Origin of the sequence: Sinorhizobium sp. BG8 (genome assembly GCF_016864555.1) — a bacterium.
Taxonomy (GTDB): Bacteria; Pseudomonadota; Alphaproteobacteria; order Rhizobiales; family Rhizobiaceae; genus BG8.
Window position 1 is genome coordinate 585611 of sequence record NZ_CP044012.1, and the last position, 17610, is coordinate 603220.

The following is a 17610-nucleotide window of genomic DNA, read 5'->3' on the forward strand; positions in this document are numbered from 1 at the left end:
GGAACAGGAATGACCAATCCTCGCCACAACATCCGCGACGTCCGCGCGCCCCAGGGCACCGAACTCAACGCCAAGAGCTGGCTGACCGAAGCGCCGCTTCGCATGCTCATGAATAATCTCGATCCGAACGTGGCTGAAAACCCGCACGAGCTGGTGGTCTATGGCGGCATCGGGCGGGCAGCGCGTACCTGGGCGGATTTCGACAAGATCGTCGCAACGCTCAAGGACCTCAACGAGGATGAGACGCTCCTTGTCCAGTCCGGCAAGCCGGTCGGCGTGTTCCGCACCCACAAGGATGCCCCGCGCGTACTGATCGCCAACTCTAACCTCGTGCCCCACTGGGCGACCTGGGACCACTTCAACGAGCTCGACAAGAAGGGTCTCGCCATGTACGGCCAGATGACCGCGGGCTCCTGGATCTATATCGGAACACAAGGCATCGTTCAGGGCACCTACGAGACCTTCGTCGAGGCCGGCCGCCAGCACTATGGCGGCAACCTCAAGGGCAAGTGGGTTCTGACCGGCGGCCTCGGGGGCATGGGCGGCGCCCAGCCTCTCGCCGCCGTCATGGCCGGCGCTTCGTGCCTTGCAGTCGAATGCAATCCGGATTCGATCGATTTCCGCCTGCGTACCCGCTATGTCGACGAGAAGGCCGAGACCCTTGACGAGGCGATGGAGATGATCGCCCGCTGGACCAAGAACGGCGAGGCAAAGTCCGTCGGCCTGCTCGGCAACACCGCGGAAATCCTGCCCGAAATGGTGCGTCGCGGCATCCGTCCGGACATGGTCACCGATCAGACCTCCGCCCACGACCCGGTCAACGGCTATCTGCCGAAGGGCTGGACGATGGCTCAGTGGAAGGAAAAGCGCGTCAGCGATCCGAAGGCGGTCGAAAAGGCGGCCCGCGCATCCATGCGCGAGCACGTCGAGGCGATGATCGCCTTCCAGGACATGGGCATCCCGACCTTCGACTATGGCAACAACATCCGCCAGGTCGCCAAGGAGGAAGGCCTCGAAAACGCCTTCGCCTTCCCGGGCTTCGTCCCGGCCTACATCCGCCCGCTGTTCTGCCGCGGCATCGGTCCGTTCCGCTGGGCCGCCCTTTCCGGTGATCCGGAGGATATCTACAAGACCGACGCCAAGGTGAAGGAACTGCTGCCCGACAACAAGCACCTGCACAACTGGCTGGACATGGCCCGAGAGCGCATCTCCTTCCAGGGCCTGCCGGCACGCATCTGCTGGGTCGGCCTCGGCGATCGCCATCGCCTCGGGCTCGCCTTCAACGAAATGGTGAAGAACGGCGAGCTGAAGGCCCCTGTCGTGATCGGCCGCGACCATCTCGACTCAGGATCCGTCGCCTCGCCGAACCGCGAGACGGAAGCGATGAAGGACGGCTCGGATGCTGTTTCCGACTGGCCGCTCCTGAACGCGCTGCTCAACACTGCTTCGGGTGCGACCTGGGTATCGCTGCACCATGGCGGCGGCGTCGGCATGGGCTTCTCGCAGCATTCGGGCGTGGTCATCTGCTGCGACGGCTCGGACGATGCGGCCCGCCGCATCGAGCGCGTGCTCTGGAACGACCCCGCGACCGGCGTCATGCGTCATGCCGATGCGGGCTATGACATCGCGCTCGACTGCGCCCGCGAAAAGGGCCTGCGCCTGCCCGGTATTCTCGGCAACTAAGTGGGCGAACGCCCGCTTCAATTGGACCGCCCGGACGAATGGCAAACCACCGCCCTTCGTCCGGGCGTTCGCTACTGAGCTTCCAATGCTGGCGATTCACGCTTTTGCCTTGTATTCGCGCACGAAAGGGAAACCAGGTCGATGTGCTGGTCGCGTCCGCGAACAGGATGGCTCCCCAATTCCTCCACCGTTACCGAAGCTGGCAGATCGATACGGTCGCGAAGGTGCTTCGACATGAGGAATTGCCTGCCGAGCAGCCGCGAAATGTTCTCGATGCGCGCCGTCGTGTTGATCGTGTCGCCGAAGTACGCGATCTTGTGATGGTCCCTGCCGATTTCCGCTGTGACGACCGGCCCTCCGTGCAGGGCGGCCCGAAGCACCGGCACTCTCCCGTAAGTCTCCAGCCAGTGCACCTTCTTCTCATCCACCGCCTTTAGAATGCCGAAGAGGCAGCGCACGCAGCGCGCATTCTCCAGACCCGTTTTCATCGGCCAGGAGATGATCGCGGCATCGCCGATGTAGTCGTCGATGGATCCTCTTTGGCGCGCGACGGGTTCGGCCATCGTGGAAAATAGCGCGCTTAGGAACTCCATCGCACGCAGGTCGCCAAACTCCTCCGCGAGCGCTGTCGACCCCTCGAGATCAACAAGAAGGAAGACCCGTTCCTCACTGATGGGCCGGCGATAGCGCCCGACGAGAAGATTGAGGAAGACTTTCTTGCCGAGAAGATCGCGAACTCGCAACGTCGCGGTCATGACCAGCGTGACCGAGAGGCTGTAGGCGAGGTCGGTGAGCGGCGGAAAGGCGGCCTGAACCCAGGGCATCTCTGTTCCACGCATCAGCCACAGGAGCGAGCCGGCAAACGCGATGCCGGCTGTGATCATGACATAGTAAAATGTGAGCTGCCCGATCAGGTAAGCCCACGTCGGAAGATCGTGCAGCCACCGCCGCAATCCGCGCAGGAAGAGTCCACGTTCGAACGCGATCAGCGGAAGGCAAACCGAAAGCGAGTAGAAGCCGCCGAGGGCGGGCGTCCCATAGCGCACGAGGCCATAGACCGAGCCGCTCACGTAGACGACGACGAGAACGGCAAGCCATACGATACTTGATCGCAGTTTCATTTACCCTTGCCGTTCCGGTAGTGTCTGCCGTCTTGCGACCGTGGCCGGCGCTCAGTGCGCGGCCACGGCCTCCTCCGGCATTGGTTCCGCCGCATCGCCGGCCGGTCGCTTGATGCGGAACCAGGCAACGTAGAGCGCTGGCAGGAACAGCAGCGTCAGGATCGTGCCGACCACGATGCCGCCCATCATGGCGTAGGCCATCGGCCCCCAAAAGATTTCCCGCGAGATCGGGATCAGGGCCAGCGTCGCCGCGGCTGCGGTGAGCATGATCGGGCGCATGCGGTGCTCGGTCGCCTCCACCACGGCCTGCCATGGAGGCACCCCCTCGGAGCGCAATTGTTCGATCTGCACGATCAGAATCACCGAGTTACGGATGAGGATCCCGATCAGGGCCAGGATACCGAGGATAGCGACGAAGCCCATCGGTGAGCCGCTCGGCAGCAAGGCTGTCACCACGCCGATCAAAGCGAGCGGCGCGACCGCAAACACCAGGAACAGCCGGTGGAAACTCTGAAGCTGGATCATCAGGATGGTGGCCATGGCGAAGAGCATCAGCGGAGCAACGGCGGCAATCGGCCCCTGTGCCTTGGCGCTCTCCTCGACGGCCCCGCCGACCACGATCGAGTAACCGGCCGGAAGTGTTTTTTCGAGTTCGGCCATCTTCGGCGCCAGCTGGGCAACGATCGTAGCCGGCTGCATCGAACCGACGACGCCGCCCTTTACAGTGATCGTGGGAATCCGATCCCGTCTCCAAATGGTCGGCTGTTCGAGGTCATAGTGAAAGTTGACGACGGCTGACAGCGGAACGGAACCGTTCGACCCGGGCAGCTGAAGGTTCTGCAACGTCTCGATCGATCCGCGTTCGGAACCCTGTGCCCGTGTGACCACGTCGACGAGGTAGATGTCGTCACGGACCTGGGTAACCGTCGTACCGTCTATGATGCCGCTCAGCGCCGAGGCAATGTCCTGCGAGGTGACGCCAAGTTGGCGCGCCTTGTCCTGCAGCACGTCCACCTTCACCACGCGCGCCGGCTCGTTCCAGTCATAGGTCACGCTCGTGAGGTTCGGATTGTCTCCGACGATGGCGGCCGCATCCTGGGCGATGCTGCGGACCGTCTGGATGTCCGGACCGCTGATGCGATACTGCACGGGCTTGCCGACAGGCGGGCCGATGTCCAGGAGCTTGACGTAGGCATCGGTGCCGGGGAACGTGCGCTTGAGGTAGGCTTGGAGCTCAGCGCGTAGCGTGTCCCTCACCTCAAGTCCCTTGGTGACGATGACCGTCTGCCCGAACGTGACCGTCGATGGCTGCACGTCGAAGGAAAGAAGGAACCGGGGCGCTCCCTGTCCGACATAGCTGGACCAGTGATCGACCGCATCGTTGCCGGCCAGCATCTCCTTCTCGAACTGCGCCATCTGGCGGTCCGTTTCGGCGATCGAGCCGTTTTGCGGCAAACTCCAGTCGACGACGAGTTCGGGGCGGTCCGAGGACGGGAAGAACTGCTGCTGGACAAACCCCATGCCGACAACGGAACCGCCGAACGCGATGAGTGTGACGGCGATCGTGATCCAGCGGAACCGCATCGCCACGGTGAGCATCCGGGAGAAGGCGGCGGCGAACCAGCCCTTGTGCTCGTGGTGCTTGGCCATGGATTTAGGAAGCAGCGTGACGCCGAGCAGGGGCGTAAACAGGACCGCCACGATCCACGACACGACAAGCGAAACGGCAATCACCACGAAAAGGGTAAAGGTGAACTCGCCGGCGGCGCTGTTGTTGAGACCGATCGGGATGAAACCGGCGACCGTCACCAGTGTCCCCGTGAGCATGGGGAAGGCGGTGGACGTATAGACGTAGGTTGCGGCCTTGCGCAGGTCGTCGCCTGCCTCGAGACGCGCGACCATCATTTCCACGGCGATCATCGCGTCATCGACGAGAAGTCCCAGCGCGATGATAAGCGCTCCGAGCGAGATGCGCTGCAGCGAGATCCCGGTATAGGCCATGACGAGGAAGGTGATCGCCAGCACCAGGGGTATCGAGATCGCGACGACGAGGCCCGCCCTGAAACCCAGGCTGAGGAAGCTGATCGCAAGCACGATGGCGATTGCTTCGAACAAGGCCTGCGTGAATCCGGACACCGCTTCTTCCACGACGGCCGGCTGGTCCGACACACGATGCACGTCCACCCCGATCGGAAGCTCCTCGATAATGCCGTCCATGCGTTGCTCGAGTGCCTTCCCGAACTCCAGGAGGTTGGCACCGGTCTTCATGCCAATGGCAAGGCCGATGGCAGGCTCGCCATTGAAGCGGAAGAACGAAGACGCGGGATCGACGTAGTCGCGCCGGATGGTCGCCACGTCGGTCAGGGGAAAGAACCGGTCGTTGACCCTGAGGTTGATCCCGCTGAGGCTTTCCTCAGACGTGAACTGGCCGCTGACACGCAGGGCGATCTGCTCCGGACCGGCCTGGACGAAGCCCGATTGAGTGACCGCGTTCTGGGCCTGGAGCGTGGTCAAGATTGCCTGCTGGTCGATCCCCAGGGCAGCGATCTTGCGGGTCGAGAACTCGAGATAGATCACCTCGTCCTGCGCGCCGACAATATCCACCTTGCCGACGTCAGGCACCGTCAGCACCTTGGCACGGGCCTCCTCGACCTGGTCCCGAAGCTGCCTGTGGCTCAATCCGTCGCTGGTAAAGGCAAAGATGTTGCCAAAAACGTCGCCGAAGCGGTCGTTGAAGAACGGTCCGACGACACCGGAGGGAAAATCACCCTGGATGTCGCCGATCATGTTGCGGATGCGCAACCATGTGGCGGGGACGTCTTCTGCCTTGGTCGTCGCGAGCAGTTCGACGAAGACCGTCGTCTGTCCCGCAATGGTGATGCTCTTCGTGTAGTCGAGAGAATCGAGCTCCTCGACCTTCTTTTCGATCCGCTCGGTAACCTGCTTCGTCACCTCCTCGGCGGAAGCGCCCGGCCACTGTGCCTGGATCACCATGGTCTTGATGGTGAAGTTGGGATCTTCCTCCCTGCCGAGGCCAACATAGGACACGGCCCCGGCGATCAGGAAGACGATCATGAAGTACCAGACGAGCGAACGGTGTTCCAACGCCCAGTCGGAAAGATTAAACGACTTCACTGATTGCGCTCCTGCTCTATTCTCACTTGCTGGCCTTCCGCGAGCCGGTTGACACCGGCGACGGCGACGCGGTCCCCCTCCTTGAGGCCGGACAGGATGGCAATCGACGCGCCATTTCCTGCCTCGATCGTCACTGATCGTTTTGCTACCGTCTTCTTGTCGGGATCGACGATCCAGACGCTTGCCTTCGCCCCCTCGCGAAGGATCGCGGCCTCGGGCAATGAAATGACCGGCGCTCCCTGTGTCGCCGGCACGACCGAGACGACGGAGCCGAGGCGGAAGGCTTCCGGCGGGCTGTCCAGGGTGATCTTGACGCGTCTCGTACGTGTCGTTGCGTCCGATTCCGGCGCGATTTCCCGCACCATTCCCGTGGTCCTGATCGAGGGATCCAGTTGAAGCATGACCGTGAACGGCAGGCCCTTCGTCAGTCCGGAAATCTCGTCCTCGGGCACGTCGACCACCACGTCGCGCAGATCCGGGCGGGCAATGGTGATCGCCGTCTGGCCGGCGGAAACGACCTGACCGACCTCGACGGAGGTGCCCGTCACAACCCCGTCGAACTCGGCTTCCAGCCAGGCATACCCCAGCTGGTCCCTGGCCTTGTCGAGATTGGCTCGCGCCTTGGCCACCTCGGCCGTGGCGCTGGCGTTCGCCTGTTCCGCGCTTTCCAGCGCGGCCTGGCTGGCGCTGTTGATTGCCGCGAGCTTTCGCTGCCTCTGCTCGATGACGGAAGCGTTGACGAGCTGGGCCTCGGCGCTCGAGAGATCCGCCTCGCCGCTCTTCACGGCGAGTTCGAGCGCGAGCGGATCAATCGAAGCGATGACCTGGCCTTTTGTCACGGAGTCACCGACATTGACGTCCCTTCGCATTATTCGGCCAAGGACACGGAATCCGAGGTCTGCCTGGATGCGGGCCTCGACCACGCCGGCAAGGCGGAGGTCGTGAACTGGCCGGGAGGCGGCGACGACCGACATGACGGGACGAGGTTTGACGGGGGCGGCTGCCTCCCCTTCCGAATCGCATCCTGCGAGCGCGAGCGGCAGGATTGTGAGCAATACCGTTGTGAAGCGGCCGTTCATTGCGCGTCCTTTCCAATGATGGAGACTGCTTCTCCCGGCGCGAGCAGCTTGGCGCCGTCGGTCACGACAAGGTCCTTCGGACGAAGGCCGCCCGTGACGGTAAACCTCTCGGTTTCATAGTCCCCGACCTCGACCTTGCGGAGCGAGACCGTCTTGGTGCCGGGATCGATCAGCCAGACAGCGGGCTCGCCGCCTACGGAGGCCATGGCGCTCCACGGCAGCACGATCAGCTCGCGCGGCGTATAGGAGAAGACGCCGCTGACCGCCGCGCCCAGAGGCATGCTATCGCTTTTATCGGCCAGGTCGGCCTTCAAGCGTATGGTACCCGTTGCAGCGTTGATCGTCGGCGCGACTTCCCGCACGGGCGCGGCAATCACCCGCGTCCGGTCGGAAAGCAGGGAGACCCCTATCTTGCTGTCGCGCTCGTTGCGAAGCAGCAGGCCCTCGAATACATCGAAGACCGCATCGCGCGGTCCGTCGTGTGCCAGCGTGAAAATGGATTCGGCCGCCTGAACCACCTGACCGACCTCGGCGTTGCGCGCCGTGATGACGCCGTCGCCGTCAGCATGCAGCTCCGTGTAGGTTAGCGCATCAACGGCCGTTGCGAGCCCTGTCCTCGCCACGTCGAGCGCTGCCTTCGCCGTGCGGTAGGTTTCTTCCGCATTGTCGTAGGTTTCCTGGGTACTCACCTTGCTCGCCAGCAGGGACTTCTGCCGCTCCAACGAGAGGGATGCCTGCCTGTATTGTGCTTCTGCGGACTGAACGGTGGCTTTGGCAACGGCGACGTCGGCGCGCTGCTCCTTCGGATCGATCCTCGCCAGCAGATCACCCGCCTTAACATGGTCACCGACGTTGACGGTCCGTTCGGCGATACGGCCGGCGACACGGAATGACAGCTCCGATGCGACCCGTGCCTTCACCTCACCGGACAGGGTGGCGCTGGTCGTGTAGGTGGCGCTCGCCACTTCCTGGGCACCGACAAGCTGCGGGATTGTCTTGGCTTCTTCCTCTTGCGGACTGCAAGCGGCGAGCAAGAGCGCCGCGGCGCTCGCGCCGAGAATATTTTTTGCAACTTTCATCTGGTCGACCGTATTGGCGTGGAACGTGGGAGGTACTGTCAGGACCGTCAATACGTTTGACTGACTCGTAAGTCAATGAAATAATGTTTCGAGATTTTGCCACATCGCGTATCACCTTACGGGGAGGCAAGGAGCAAGATGACAGACAAAAAGCAGGCGGGCGTCAGGGCTCAACGCAAGGCGGAGCGACCCGGGGAAATTCTAGACGCGGCCTTCGAGGAGTTCGTGGAAAACGGCTATGCCGCGACAAGGGTCGAGGACATTGCCGCCCGCATCGGCGTGACCAAGGGTACGGTCTATTTCTACTTCGAGACCAAGGAAATCCTGTTCGAGGAAATGCTTCGGCACATCTCGGTTCCGTTTTCGGACCTGAAACAGGAATTGGGCACCCTTACGGGCAGCTATCAGGAGAAGATCAAGGCCTTTGCCCGCCTGATCTATGATAGGATCTCGACGGATCGGAACTCGCGCGAGTTGCTGCGCTTCATCATCGCCGAGGGCGCGCGCTTCCCTCAGGCAGCCGACCGGCACTACGAGGAACACATCGTCCCCATGTTCGATGCGGCACGGGAGTTGCTTGAGGCCGGCGTAGCGGCGGGTGAACTGAGGAACTCGCCGGTGGTCAGGATTCCGGAAATCGCGTTCAGCCCGACGATGCTCCTGATGGTGTGGCAGATGATCTTTTCCGACAGGAGGCCTCACGATGTGGAAGCCTTCATCGACGCCCACCTCGATCTCATGATGAATGGGCTGGTTGCCCGAAACTGACAGTGCGGTGACCTGCCTACGACGGATCGAAAGCGATCGGCTCCGGGTCGAGGCATGCCCGCACTTTACGCGTCACTTGCGGTCCGCAGACTCGACCGGCCCATACAACGGAAGCACAACGGCTTTCCTTATAGGCCCTTTATCTGGGGGCCATCCCCGGTCTATACCCGCGGCGAAAGAGGTCTCACACGGTCATATCCCGAAGCACAATTCGAGAGACGGATCGGGCCGGTGGGTTCCAAAATCGCCAGCGAATTCATACCGAGGTTTTCAATGCGGCTGCTCAGCGCGAACAATCATCAAGAAATGCCCTGGAAGAACGGCCTGGGCGTGACCCGAGAAGTCATCGCCTGCCCGGCGCCGCATGATCCGGCGGTGTTTCTTTGGCGCATCAGCCTGGCCACGGTGCGCGGGTCCGGACCGTTTTCTCTCTTCCCGGGCATCGACCGCACCATTGCCGTCCTGAGGGGGGACGGAATGCAGCTGACCGCTGACGGGGAGACACAGTCGCCGCTCACCCAGCAGGCCGACCCTTACCGCTTCGCGGGAGAGGCTGTCGTCCACGCCGAAAGCCTTGGCGGCGAGACAACCGACCTTAACGTCATGACCCTGCGCACGAACTATCGCCACACCCTTCGGCGACTTGCCATCAACGGAACTGTCGAGGTCGCGATCGAGAGTCCAGAGGCCTGCATCGTGTTCAACGGGGCAGTGCGCGTCGAGGACGAAGGCAACGTTCTGTCCGCAGCCTCAATGGACGCGGTGGTGGATCTCGTGCAGGGCCAGTCCCTCCGCCTTTCCGCTGACATCCCCGCCGACGTTTTCCTCGTCTCGCTCGAACGCGTTGCAGGCTAGTGGCAGCGACCGGGCGGCCGAAGCCGCCGGGGCGGCTGGACCTCACGCACGTCCATATCCCCCCGGCGTCGGCGTGGTCACGGTAACGGCATCGCCCGCTTCCAGCACGGTCTGATCGCAGGCCTTGAGCGTCTCGACCGTGCCATCGCCGCGGCGGACCTGCGTACTACCCGGCTCGCCGTCCCCTCCGCCGTCAAGCCCGCGCGGCGGACGAGAACGGTGGGAGGAAAGGATCGCGCACTCCATTCTCTCGAGGAAGCGGAGAGTGCGCACCGTGCCGTCGCCCGCGGACCACTTCCCCTTTCCGCCGGAGTTCTCGCGAATGCGGAAATCCTCGAGAAGTACCGGGAAGCGCAGTTCCAGAATCTCCGGATCGGTCAACCGTGAATTGGTCATGTGAGTGTGCACGCCGGACGTGCCGGGAAATCCGCGGCCGCTGTTCATGCGGCCCGCCGGTGAGCCCGAGCAGATCGTCTCGTAGTACTGGTAGGTCGCATTGCCGAAAGTAAGGTTGTTCATGGTGCCCTGCGCATTGGCGAGGGCACCCATTGCGGCGAACAGGGCATTGGTCACGTGTTGTGACGTCTCCACGTTTCCGGCGACGACGGCGGCAGGATAGGACGGCTTCAGCATGCACCCGTCCGGTATGACGATCCTGATCGGGCGCAGGCACCCGGCATTCATCGGGATCATGTCCTCGACCATCACGCGGAAGGCATAGAGAACCGCGGCACGGGCCACCGGTTCGGGTGCATTGAAGTTGTTTTTCATGACCGGGGACGTGCCGGTGAAATCAACCGTCGCCTCGCGCCGTTGCCTGTCCACGGAGATCCTGACCCTGATCACCTGCCCCGTATCGGTCGGATATTCGCAGGCACTTTCGTCGGGCAGGAGCGACAGCACCCTGCGTACACTCTCGGCGGCATTGTCCTGGACATGCCCCATATAGGCCTCCACGACATCGAGCCCGAAATGCGCGATCACCCGGCGCAACTCCCCGACGCCCTTCTCGTTGGCGGCTATCTGCGCCTTCAGATCGGCAATGTTCTGCTGGGGGTTGCGCGCCGGATAGGGATGGTCCGTCAAGAGCTGCCTAAGTTCGTCCTCGCGGAACCGCCCTTGTTCGACGAGAAGGAAATTGTCGAACAGGACCCCCTCCTCGTCCACGGTCGTCGCAAGTGGCGTCATGGAACCGGGTGCCGTGCCGCCGACATCGGCATGGTGACCACGCGAAGCGACATAGAACAGGATCTCCCTGCCCGCCTCGTCGAAGACCGGCGTGACGGCGGTAATGTCGGGCAGATGCGTTCCGCCGTTATACGGCGCATTCAGGGCATAGACATCGCCGGGCCGAATCCTGCCTTCGTTCAACCGGATGATGGTTTCGACAGAGCGATCCATCGAACCGAGATGCACCGGCATATGCGGCGCATTGGCGACGAGAGCGCCGGTGCGATCGAAGACCGCGCAGGAGAAATCGAGACGCTCCTTGATGTTGACCGAATAGGCCGTGTTCTGAAGCGTCACGCCCATCTGCTCGGCAATCGACATGAAAAGATTGTTGAACACCTCGAGCATGACCGGATCGGCTTCGGTGCCGAGAGCCGCCTGCCGCCGCTTCTTCTCGATACGCCGCATGACCACATGATCCTTGGCGGTGATCGTCGCCTGCCAGCCCGGTTCCACCACGATGGTCTGGTTCTTCTCGACGACCAGGGCCGGTCCCGACAGGCGATGACCGGGGCGAAGGTCATCCCGAAAGAATATTCCCGCGTCGTGCCAGGCTCCCTCGGTGAAGATCCTGCGCGTCTGCGTCGACAATGCCTCGGCTTCGTGGAGGGGCAGGTCCTCTTCGCCAAGCCCCCTTCCCCCGCCGTCCTGGCCTTCCACGGCGACGAGTTCCACGATCATCGCCTTGTCCGTGTAGACGAAGCCGAACTGCGCCTTGTGCAACGCCTCGAAATCCCGGCGCGCCTGATCGAGCGAGCCCGTCTCGAAGCCCACCGGCAGCGCCGTATCGGTGCCGTCATAGCGCATATGCAGAATTGCCCGCGTACGGACCTCGGCTCCAACGATCCCCTGCCCTTCGAGTTCGGCGAGCACGCCGCCGCGAAGCTCCTCGATCAGCGCGTCGATGGTGGGAAGGGTCGCCTCGGCGACAGGCCTTATCAGCGCCTGCTGGCGCGAGGCGAAGACCGAGGACAGTCCGATGCCGTATGCCGAGAGAAGCCCCGAGAAGGGATGGATCAGCACCGCCTCCATGCCGAGTGCATCGGCGACGAGGCAGGCATGCTGTCCACCAGCGCCCCCGAAGCAGTTGAGGAGATACTCGGTGACGTCGTATCCGCGCTGCACCGAGATCTTCTTGATCGCATTCGCCATGTTCTCGACAGCGACAGTGATGAAGCCTTCCGCGACGCTCTCGGCGCTGCGGCCGTCGCCGATCTCGCTCGCGAGGGCCTCGAAGCGCGCGCGCACGACAGTGGCATCCAGCGGCAGGTTCTGGTCCGGCCCGAAGATTGCGGGGAAGAACTCGGGCTGCAACTTGCCGAGCATGACGTTGGCATCGGTAACTGCGAGCGGTCCGCCGCGCCGGTAGCAGGCGGGTCCCGGATCCGCGCCGGCGGAATCCGGACCGGCTCGGAAGCGACCGGCCTCGTAGTGAAGAATGGATCCGCCGCCGGCCGCGACCGTGTGGATGCGCATCATCGGCGCGCGGATGCGCACGCCCGCGACCTCCGTGTCGAAGGCGCGCTCATACTCGCCGTCATAGTGGGCGACATCCGTGGAGGTCCCGCCCATGTCGAAGCCGATCACCTTGTCATAGCCCGCGAGCTTGGCAGTCTCGACCATTCCTACGACGCCACCTGCGGGACCGGACAGAAGGGCATCCTTTCCCTGGAAGAGATCCGCGGCCGTCAGTCCGCCGGACGACATCATGAACATCAGCCGCGGCGATCCCTCGGCATCGACCTGACCGGGCGATGCATCGCCGGGCCCCACGCCGAGCTGCTCAGCCACCTGGCGCACATAGCGGCCAAGGATCGGCGACAGATAGGCATCGACCACGGATGTGTCGCCACGCCCGACGAGCTTGACCAGCGGAGAAACCTTGTGGCTCACCGAAATCTGGGTAAAGCCGATCGATTGGCAGAGGGCAGCCATCCTGAGTTCGTGTTCCGGGTACTTCCATGCGTGCATGAAGACGATCGCTACCGCATCGATGCCGTCTCCCTTGGCCCTGGCGACTTCGGCCTCGATGGTGGCGACATCGAGATCCCGTTCCACCGTTCCGTCAACCCGGACGCGCTCGTCTATCTCGATGACGCGCTCATAAATCTGCTCGGGGAGGATGATCTCCTTGGCGAAGATATCCGGGCGCGCCTGGTAGGCGATGCGCAGTGCGTCGCGGAAGCCTTTGGTGATCAGGAGAAGGACACGGTCGCCCTTGCGCTCGAGAAGGGCGTTCGTGGCAACCGTCGTGCCCATCTTGATATCGCCCACGCGTCCCGACGGGATGGGATCCCCCGCCTTCACGCCGAGCAGCGAGCGGATGCCCTCGATCGCCGCATCCCTGTAGGCTTCCGGATTCTCGGAAAGTAGCTTTCTCGGGTGAAGGGCACCCGACGGATCGCGACCGATGACATCGGTGAATGTGCCGCCACGATCGATCCAGAAATCCCACTTTCCGCTCATTTCGAAACTCCGCGACTGCATGGAAACTAAGGATGACATAACGTGCCAAATGCCGTTATTATGTCAACAAAATATCGATATATTCTCGATGAGAAAGGCAATCAATGAACAGTCCTCCGTTTTCCATCGGCCCGATCGTGTCGTCCTCACATCTGGCGAAAGGCGAGATGCCGGCCCTGTCGGAAGTGGAATTCGCGCTGACTGTCACCGGCAATGCCTTCCATCGCTGGATCGTTCGCTGCATGGCGGCGGCAGGTTATCCCGGTCTCGGGCACATAGAGGTGCTGATCCTGCACGCCACCAATCATCGGGAACGCGAGAAATCGCTTTCGGACCTGTGCGTCATGCTCAATATCGAGGATACCCATGTCGTAACATACGCCGCAAAGAAGCTGGAAGGCAGCGGTCTCATCACGACCGGCAGGCGCGGCAAGGAAAAGACACTGAAGGTAACCGAGGCCGGTGCGGATGCCTGCGAGCGCTACGGGCAGATGCGGGAGGCCCTCCTCGTCTCGGGCATGAAGACCTTGCGGCTCGACGAGGAGGAGATGAGCAAGCTTGCCGCCCTCATGCGCGTCCTTTCCGGTCAGTACGATCAGGCGGCTCGCGGCGCGGCCAGCATGTAGCCGCGCTATTCCCGACAATGGCGTCGCTCGTCAGCGAAATGAGTTCGATGCGGTTGCGGACTCTTCCTTCCAGCCCCTTCCTTTACAGCGACCCTTCCGCTCCGCGCTCGCTTTTCTCCTTCGCCCTTTCCGACAGAAGCTTGCTCAAGCGCAGGAGTTCCTCCTCGTCCAGCCGCTCGACGCCGACGAACCGGTTTTCCGCATGGCTCGTCAGGATCAATTCGTCCAGCTTGGTCTGCAATGCCTTGCCGTCTCGGTTCTGGGTGTTCTGAAGGATGAAGACCATCAGGAAGGTGACGATGGTCGTGCTCGTGTTGACGATGAGCTGCCAGGTCTCCGAATAGCCGAAGATTGGTCCTGACGCGCCCCACACCACGATCGCCGTTGCCGCCAGGATGAAGGTGCCCGGCCTGCCGGCGATCTCCGCGACATGGTTGGAAAACTTGACGAACATGTGCTGCAAATTTTTCATGGCAAGCCTCCCTGCGGCAAACAATCCCGGACCTGGTTGCCTCGCCCTCTACCGGTTGACGTCGGCACAAGTCTCGGCCTTCCGAAGTGGAGACAAGCGAACGAGCGCGGCCACTCCCTTTCAGGTCCAGCTTGATAATATCCGGGTGCTTCATTCGGTTCCGCAGGGGTTGCGGGAATAGCGCGCGCTACGACTTCAGAGCGGTCACAACATTGGCTCTCATCGTGGATTCGATAGGGCCCCTGCCGAAGCGCCGCTCCAAAGCCTCCGTCACCTTGGCCGTCACAGCATTCAAATCGCCCGGCGCGCGGGTCTCGATCTCCCCGCGCATCGGAGTTCCCTGGCAGAAGGCAACTGCCGCATCACTCGCGGAGGCCGCCTCGCTCGGCAGATCGAGATTGTCGACAGTAATGGAGTGGAAACCCGCTTCCGCGAGTTCCCGGCGAATCTGGTCCGTATTCCAGTAGCCGTGCGGCGTGACCTCCATGAAGCGGGGCGGATCCTCCGGAAAAATCTGATGGAGCGCTTTCATTACTTCGAGCGGGATCTCGCTGGTCGCGATCTTGTCCCAGGCGTTGAAAAGGAAATGTCCGCCCGGCTTCAGGACACGGTACGCCTCGCGATATCCCTGGACCTTGTCCGGATAGAACATCACGCCGAACTGGCATGCGACGACATCGAAGGTCGACGCCTCGAAGGGGAGAGCCAGCGCATCGGCCTGCCGAAAGACGATCCTGTCATCATCCCCGAGCTTGGACATTGCGACGTCGAGCATGGGCTGGTTCAGATCGGTGGCCACGATACAGACCGGAGTGTCGATCCGTGACGCCATTTCCCGGGTCAGCGCGCCGGTTCCGGCGGCGACTTCCAGCAGGCTGGCAGGCTTCAGCGCAGCGACGCGCGCGGCCATGTCGGCCCCATAGGGCGCGAACAGCAGGGGCACGAGGATTCGGTCATAGACGTCAGGGATCGCACCGGCAAACAGGGTATGCGTCGTATTCATCTCGCTCCTCCAGCCAAGAGTGCGCAGCCCCTCAGCGATCATAGGCCCGCGAGCGCATAATCGAAAGCCCTGCCCGTAGCGGCTGTGTAACTAGCGGGATCGTCATTCTCACCCCGTTGACGTCGGGATATTTTTGAGAAATGCTAAGATGTCAGACCAATTTGGAGAAGCTGACGTATAACGGGGAGCATTGGCCGCATGACGGCACGCGTGGACAGCAGGCCGGCGATCTTGCCGCTACCGCCGATGGATCGTGCCCGGCAGGTTACCGAGGCCCTCGCCACCTATATCGGCCAGGCGAACCTGAAGGCCGGAGACAGGCTGCCCGCCGAGCGCGAACTGATGGCAGCCCTTGCTGTCGGCCGCTCGACGATCCGCGAGGTGATCCGCCATTTTCAGGCTCTCGGGGTGATGGAAACCCGCAAGGGGAGCGGCACCTATCTGCTGAAGCCCGTTACGACGGCGACGATACACATGCCCCTCTCGCTCGATGCGGCGCATCTGCGCGACGCTCTCCTGCAGACCCTTGAGGTTCGCCGCGGCATTGAAGCCGAGGCTGGCATGGTCGCGGCTCGCAAGCGCAGCGCCGACGACCTTGTCATCATAGAAGACAGGCTCAACGAAATGGAACGCGTGCACCTCGCCAAGGGCACCTCGGGTCCGGAAGACCTGGCTTTTCACCTGGCGATCTACGACGCCACTCATAATCCGCTGTTCCGGCAACTCCTCGAGCAGATGCGCGAAGCCTTCGAACGCTTCTGGGAGAAACCCTTCAATCGACCGGACTTCGCCCGTCGGTCGTTCCCCTTCCACCGAACGCTCTTCAACGCGATCGCCGCCCAGGACACGGAAGCTGCGCGCCGAGAAACCCTCAAGATCCTCGACGTGGTCGAGGAAGACATCAAGGAAATGTCCCGATGAACAACGGATCCGATCCGTTCGAACGCGCCTCCCTCATCGTCGCCCACGATGAGAGCAACGCCTTTGAGGCCGTCGTGCCGCCGATCGTGCAGACCTCCCTCTTCACTTTCTCGAGCTATGACGAGATGGTATCCGCCTATCGCGGAGAGATCGTGCGCCCGATCTATACCCGCGGCCTCAACCCGACGGTGCGCGCCTTCGAGGAAATGCTGGCAAAGCTCGAGGGTGGCGAGGATGCGATCGGGTTCGCGAGCGGCATGTCCGCCATCTCCTCGACCGTCCTCTCCTTCGTCGAGCCGGGCGACCGGCTCGTCGCGGTGAAGCACGTCTATCCCGATGCGTTCCGACTGTTCGGCACATTGCTCAAGCGCATGAAGGTCGAGGTCACCTATGTCGACGGTCGCGACGAGGAGGAGGTCGCTCGTGCGTTGCCGGGGGCGAAGCTCTTCTACATGGAAAGTCCGACGAGCTGGGTGATGGATACCCACGACGTGGGCGCACTTGCGGCACTTGCCAAGCGCCACGGCATTCTGAGCGTCATCGACAACAGCTGGGCGAGCCCGATTTTCCAGCGTCCCCTGTCTCTCGGCGCGGACCTCGTCCTCCATTCGGCGTCCAAGTATCTCGGTGGCCACAGCGACGTCGTCGCAGGGGTCGTGACAGGCTCGAAGGAGCTGATCGGCCGGATACGCGCGGAGGCCTACCCCTATCTCGGCGGCAAGCTGTCGCCCTTCGACGCCTGGCTTCTCGTCCGCGGCATGCGCACGCTTCCGGTCCGCATGAAGGCGCACGAGGCTTCCGCGCTGGAGATCGCCCGGCGCCTGAAGGACCTCGACGTGGTCGAAGCCGTGCACCACCCGGCCCTTTCCAATCGCCTGCCGCCGGGCCTGACCGGCACCTCTGGCCTGTTCTCCTTCGTCTTCCGGGAAGGCATCGACATTCGCGCCTTTGCCGACACTCTCACCCTGTTCAAGCTGGGTGTGAGTTGGGGCGGGCATGAGAGCCTGATCGTGCCGGGTGAAGTCGTCCTGGAGCAGAAGGCCCAGCCGAATTCCGCGCATGCCTTCGGTGTGCATCCGCGGTCCGTACGCCTCCACGTGGGCCTCGAAGGAACCGAGGCGCTGTGGGGTGATCTGGAGGCGGCGATTGCCGCTTCCCAAGACTGAAAGCAA

At 62.7% G+C, this 17610-nt stretch carries 13 protein-coding genes; 6 read left to right on the forward strand and 7 right to left on the reverse strand.

The window, feature by feature from the left end; translation table 11 throughout:
* Positions 1-9: 9 nt before the first annotated feature.
* Complete coding sequence (hutU, locus tag F3Y30_RS23680; RefSeq protein WP_203426737.1) at positions 10-1683, forward strand: urocanate hydratase; 1674 nt, start codon at positions 10-12, stop codon at positions 1681-1683.
* Positions 1684-1754: 71 nt separating this feature from the next.
* Here the strand turns inward: hutU and F3Y30_RS23685 are convergent, their stop codons facing one another.
* The 4 genes from F3Y30_RS23685 to F3Y30_RS23700 are packed head-to-tail and all read right to left on the reverse strand — an operon-like array spanning position 1755 to position 8097.
* Complete coding sequence (locus F3Y30_RS23685; protein WP_203426738.1) at positions 1755-2804, reverse strand: adenylate/guanylate cyclase domain-containing protein; 1050 nt, start codon at positions 2802-2804, stop codon at positions 1755-1757.
* 51 nt (positions 2805-2855) lie between these two features.
* Positions 2856-5939 (reverse strand): efflux RND transporter permease subunit, encoded by a 3084-nt coding sequence (locus F3Y30_RS23690; RefSeq protein ID WP_203426739.1) that lies wholly within the window; start codon positions 5937-5939, stop codon positions 2856-2858.
* Complete coding sequence (locus F3Y30_RS23695) at positions 5936-7018, reverse strand: efflux RND transporter periplasmic adaptor subunit (protein WP_203426740.1); 1083 nt, start codon at positions 7016-7018, stop codon at positions 5936-5938. The genes F3Y30_RS23690 and F3Y30_RS23695 overlap by 4 nt, the downstream gene beginning before the upstream one ends.
* Positions 7015-8097, reverse strand: coding sequence for an efflux RND transporter periplasmic adaptor subunit (locus tag F3Y30_RS23700; protein ID WP_203426741.1), 1083 nt, complete (start codon positions 8095-8097; stop codon positions 7015-7017). Before F3Y30_RS23700 ends, F3Y30_RS23695 begins: the two co-directional genes overlap by 4 nt.
* A gap of 138 nt (positions 8098-8235) precedes the next feature.
* On the opposite strand from F3Y30_RS23700, the gene F3Y30_RS23705 reads away from it, so the two are divergent.
* A complete protein-coding gene (locus F3Y30_RS23705; RefSeq protein WP_203426742.1) occupies positions 8236-8865 on the forward strand; it encodes a TetR/AcrR family transcriptional regulator in 630 nt (209 codons plus the stop codon).
* A 306-nt stretch (positions 8866-9171) separates the two neighbouring features.
* Positions 9172-9720, forward strand: coding sequence for a HutD family protein (locus F3Y30_RS23710; RefSeq protein ID WP_203426743.1), 549 nt, complete (start codon positions 9172-9174; stop codon positions 9718-9720).
* A gap of 42 nt (positions 9721-9762) precedes the next feature.
* Here F3Y30_RS23710 and F3Y30_RS23715 read toward each other — a convergent pair whose 3' ends face one another.
* Positions 9763-13416, reverse strand: coding sequence for a hydantoinase B/oxoprolinase family protein (locus tag F3Y30_RS23715; protein WP_203426744.1), 3654 nt, complete (start codon positions 13414-13416; stop codon positions 9763-9765).
* Positions 13417-13520: 104 nt separating this feature from the next.
* Here F3Y30_RS23715 and F3Y30_RS23720 point away from each other — a divergent pair, with 104 nt between their 5' ends.
* Entirely contained in the window at positions 13521-14042 is a 522-nt protein-coding gene (locus F3Y30_RS23720; protein ID WP_203426745.1) for a winged helix DNA-binding protein, read from the forward strand.
* A gap of 82 nt (positions 14043-14124) precedes the next feature.
* Here F3Y30_RS23720 and F3Y30_RS23725 read toward each other — a convergent pair whose 3' ends face one another.
* Together F3Y30_RS23725 and F3Y30_RS23730 are read right to left on the reverse strand one after the other, a co-directional pair.
* Positions 14125-14514: a low affinity iron permease family protein gene (locus F3Y30_RS23725; protein WP_203426746.1), complete on the reverse strand. Its 390-nt coding sequence runs from the start codon at positions 14512-14514 to the stop codon at positions 14125-14127.
* 187 nt (positions 14515-14701) lie between these two features.
* Positions 14702-15517, reverse strand: coding sequence for a class I SAM-dependent methyltransferase (locus tag F3Y30_RS23730; protein ID WP_203426747.1), 816 nt, complete (start codon positions 15515-15517; stop codon positions 14702-14704).
* 198 nt (positions 15518-15715) lie between these two features.
* Between F3Y30_RS23730 and F3Y30_RS23735 the strand changes: the two genes are divergently transcribed.
* Both F3Y30_RS23735 and F3Y30_RS23740 read left to right on the forward strand, forming a co-directional pair.
* A complete protein-coding gene (locus F3Y30_RS23735; protein ID WP_203426748.1) occupies positions 15716-16438 on the forward strand; it encodes a FadR/GntR family transcriptional regulator in 723 nt (240 codons plus the stop codon).
* A complete protein-coding gene (locus tag F3Y30_RS23740) occupies positions 16435-17604 on the forward strand; it encodes a PLP-dependent transferase (protein ID WP_203426749.1) in 1170 nt (389 codons plus the stop codon). The genes F3Y30_RS23735 and F3Y30_RS23740 overlap by 4 nt, the downstream gene beginning before the upstream one ends.
* The last annotated feature ends 6 nt before the right edge of the window (positions 17605-17610 follow it).

Coding starts and splice junctions, on each gene's coding strand:
- hutU (WP_203426737.1), top strand. CDS start 10: ATGACCAATCCTCGCCACAACATCCGCGACGTCCGCGCGCCCCAGGGC.
- F3Y30_RS23685 (WP_203426738.1), bottom strand. CDS start 2,804: ATGAAACTGCGATCAAGTATCGTATGGCTTGCCGTTCTCGTCGTCGTC.
- F3Y30_RS23695 (WP_203426740.1), bottom strand. CDS start 7,018: ATGAACGGCCGCTTCACAACGGTATTGCTCACAATCCTGCCGCTCGCG.
- F3Y30_RS23700 (WP_203426741.1), bottom strand. CDS start 8,097: ATGAAAGTTGCAAAAAATATTCTCGGCGCGAGCGCCGCGGCGCTCTTG.
- F3Y30_RS23705 (WP_203426742.1), top strand. CDS start 8,236: ATGACAGACAAAAAGCAGGCGGGCGTCAGGGCTCAACGCAAGGCGGAG.
- F3Y30_RS23710 (WP_203426743.1), top strand. CDS start 9,172: ATGCCCTGGAAGAACGGCCTGGGCGTGACCCGAGAAGTCATCGCCTGC.
- F3Y30_RS23715 (WP_203426744.1), bottom strand. CDS start 13,416: ATGAGCGGAAAGTGGGATTTCTGGATCGATCGTGGCGGCACATTCACC.
- F3Y30_RS23720 (WP_203426745.1), top strand. CDS start 13,521: ATGAACAGTCCTCCGTTTTCCATCGGCCCGATCGTGTCGTCCTCACAT.
- F3Y30_RS23725 (WP_203426746.1), bottom strand. CDS start 14,514: ATGAAAAATTTGCAGCACATGTTCGTCAAGTTTTCCAACCATGTCGCG.
- F3Y30_RS23730 (WP_203426747.1), bottom strand. CDS start 15,517: ATGAATACGACGCATACCCTGTTTGCCGGTGCGATCCCTGACGTCTAT.
- F3Y30_RS23735 (WP_203426748.1), top strand. CDS start 15,716: ATGACGGCACGCGTGGACAGCAGGCCGGCGATCTTGCCGCTACCGCCG.
- F3Y30_RS23740 (WP_203426749.1), top strand. CDS start 16,435: ATGAACAACGGATCCGATCCGTTCGAACGCGCCTCCCTCATCGTCGCC.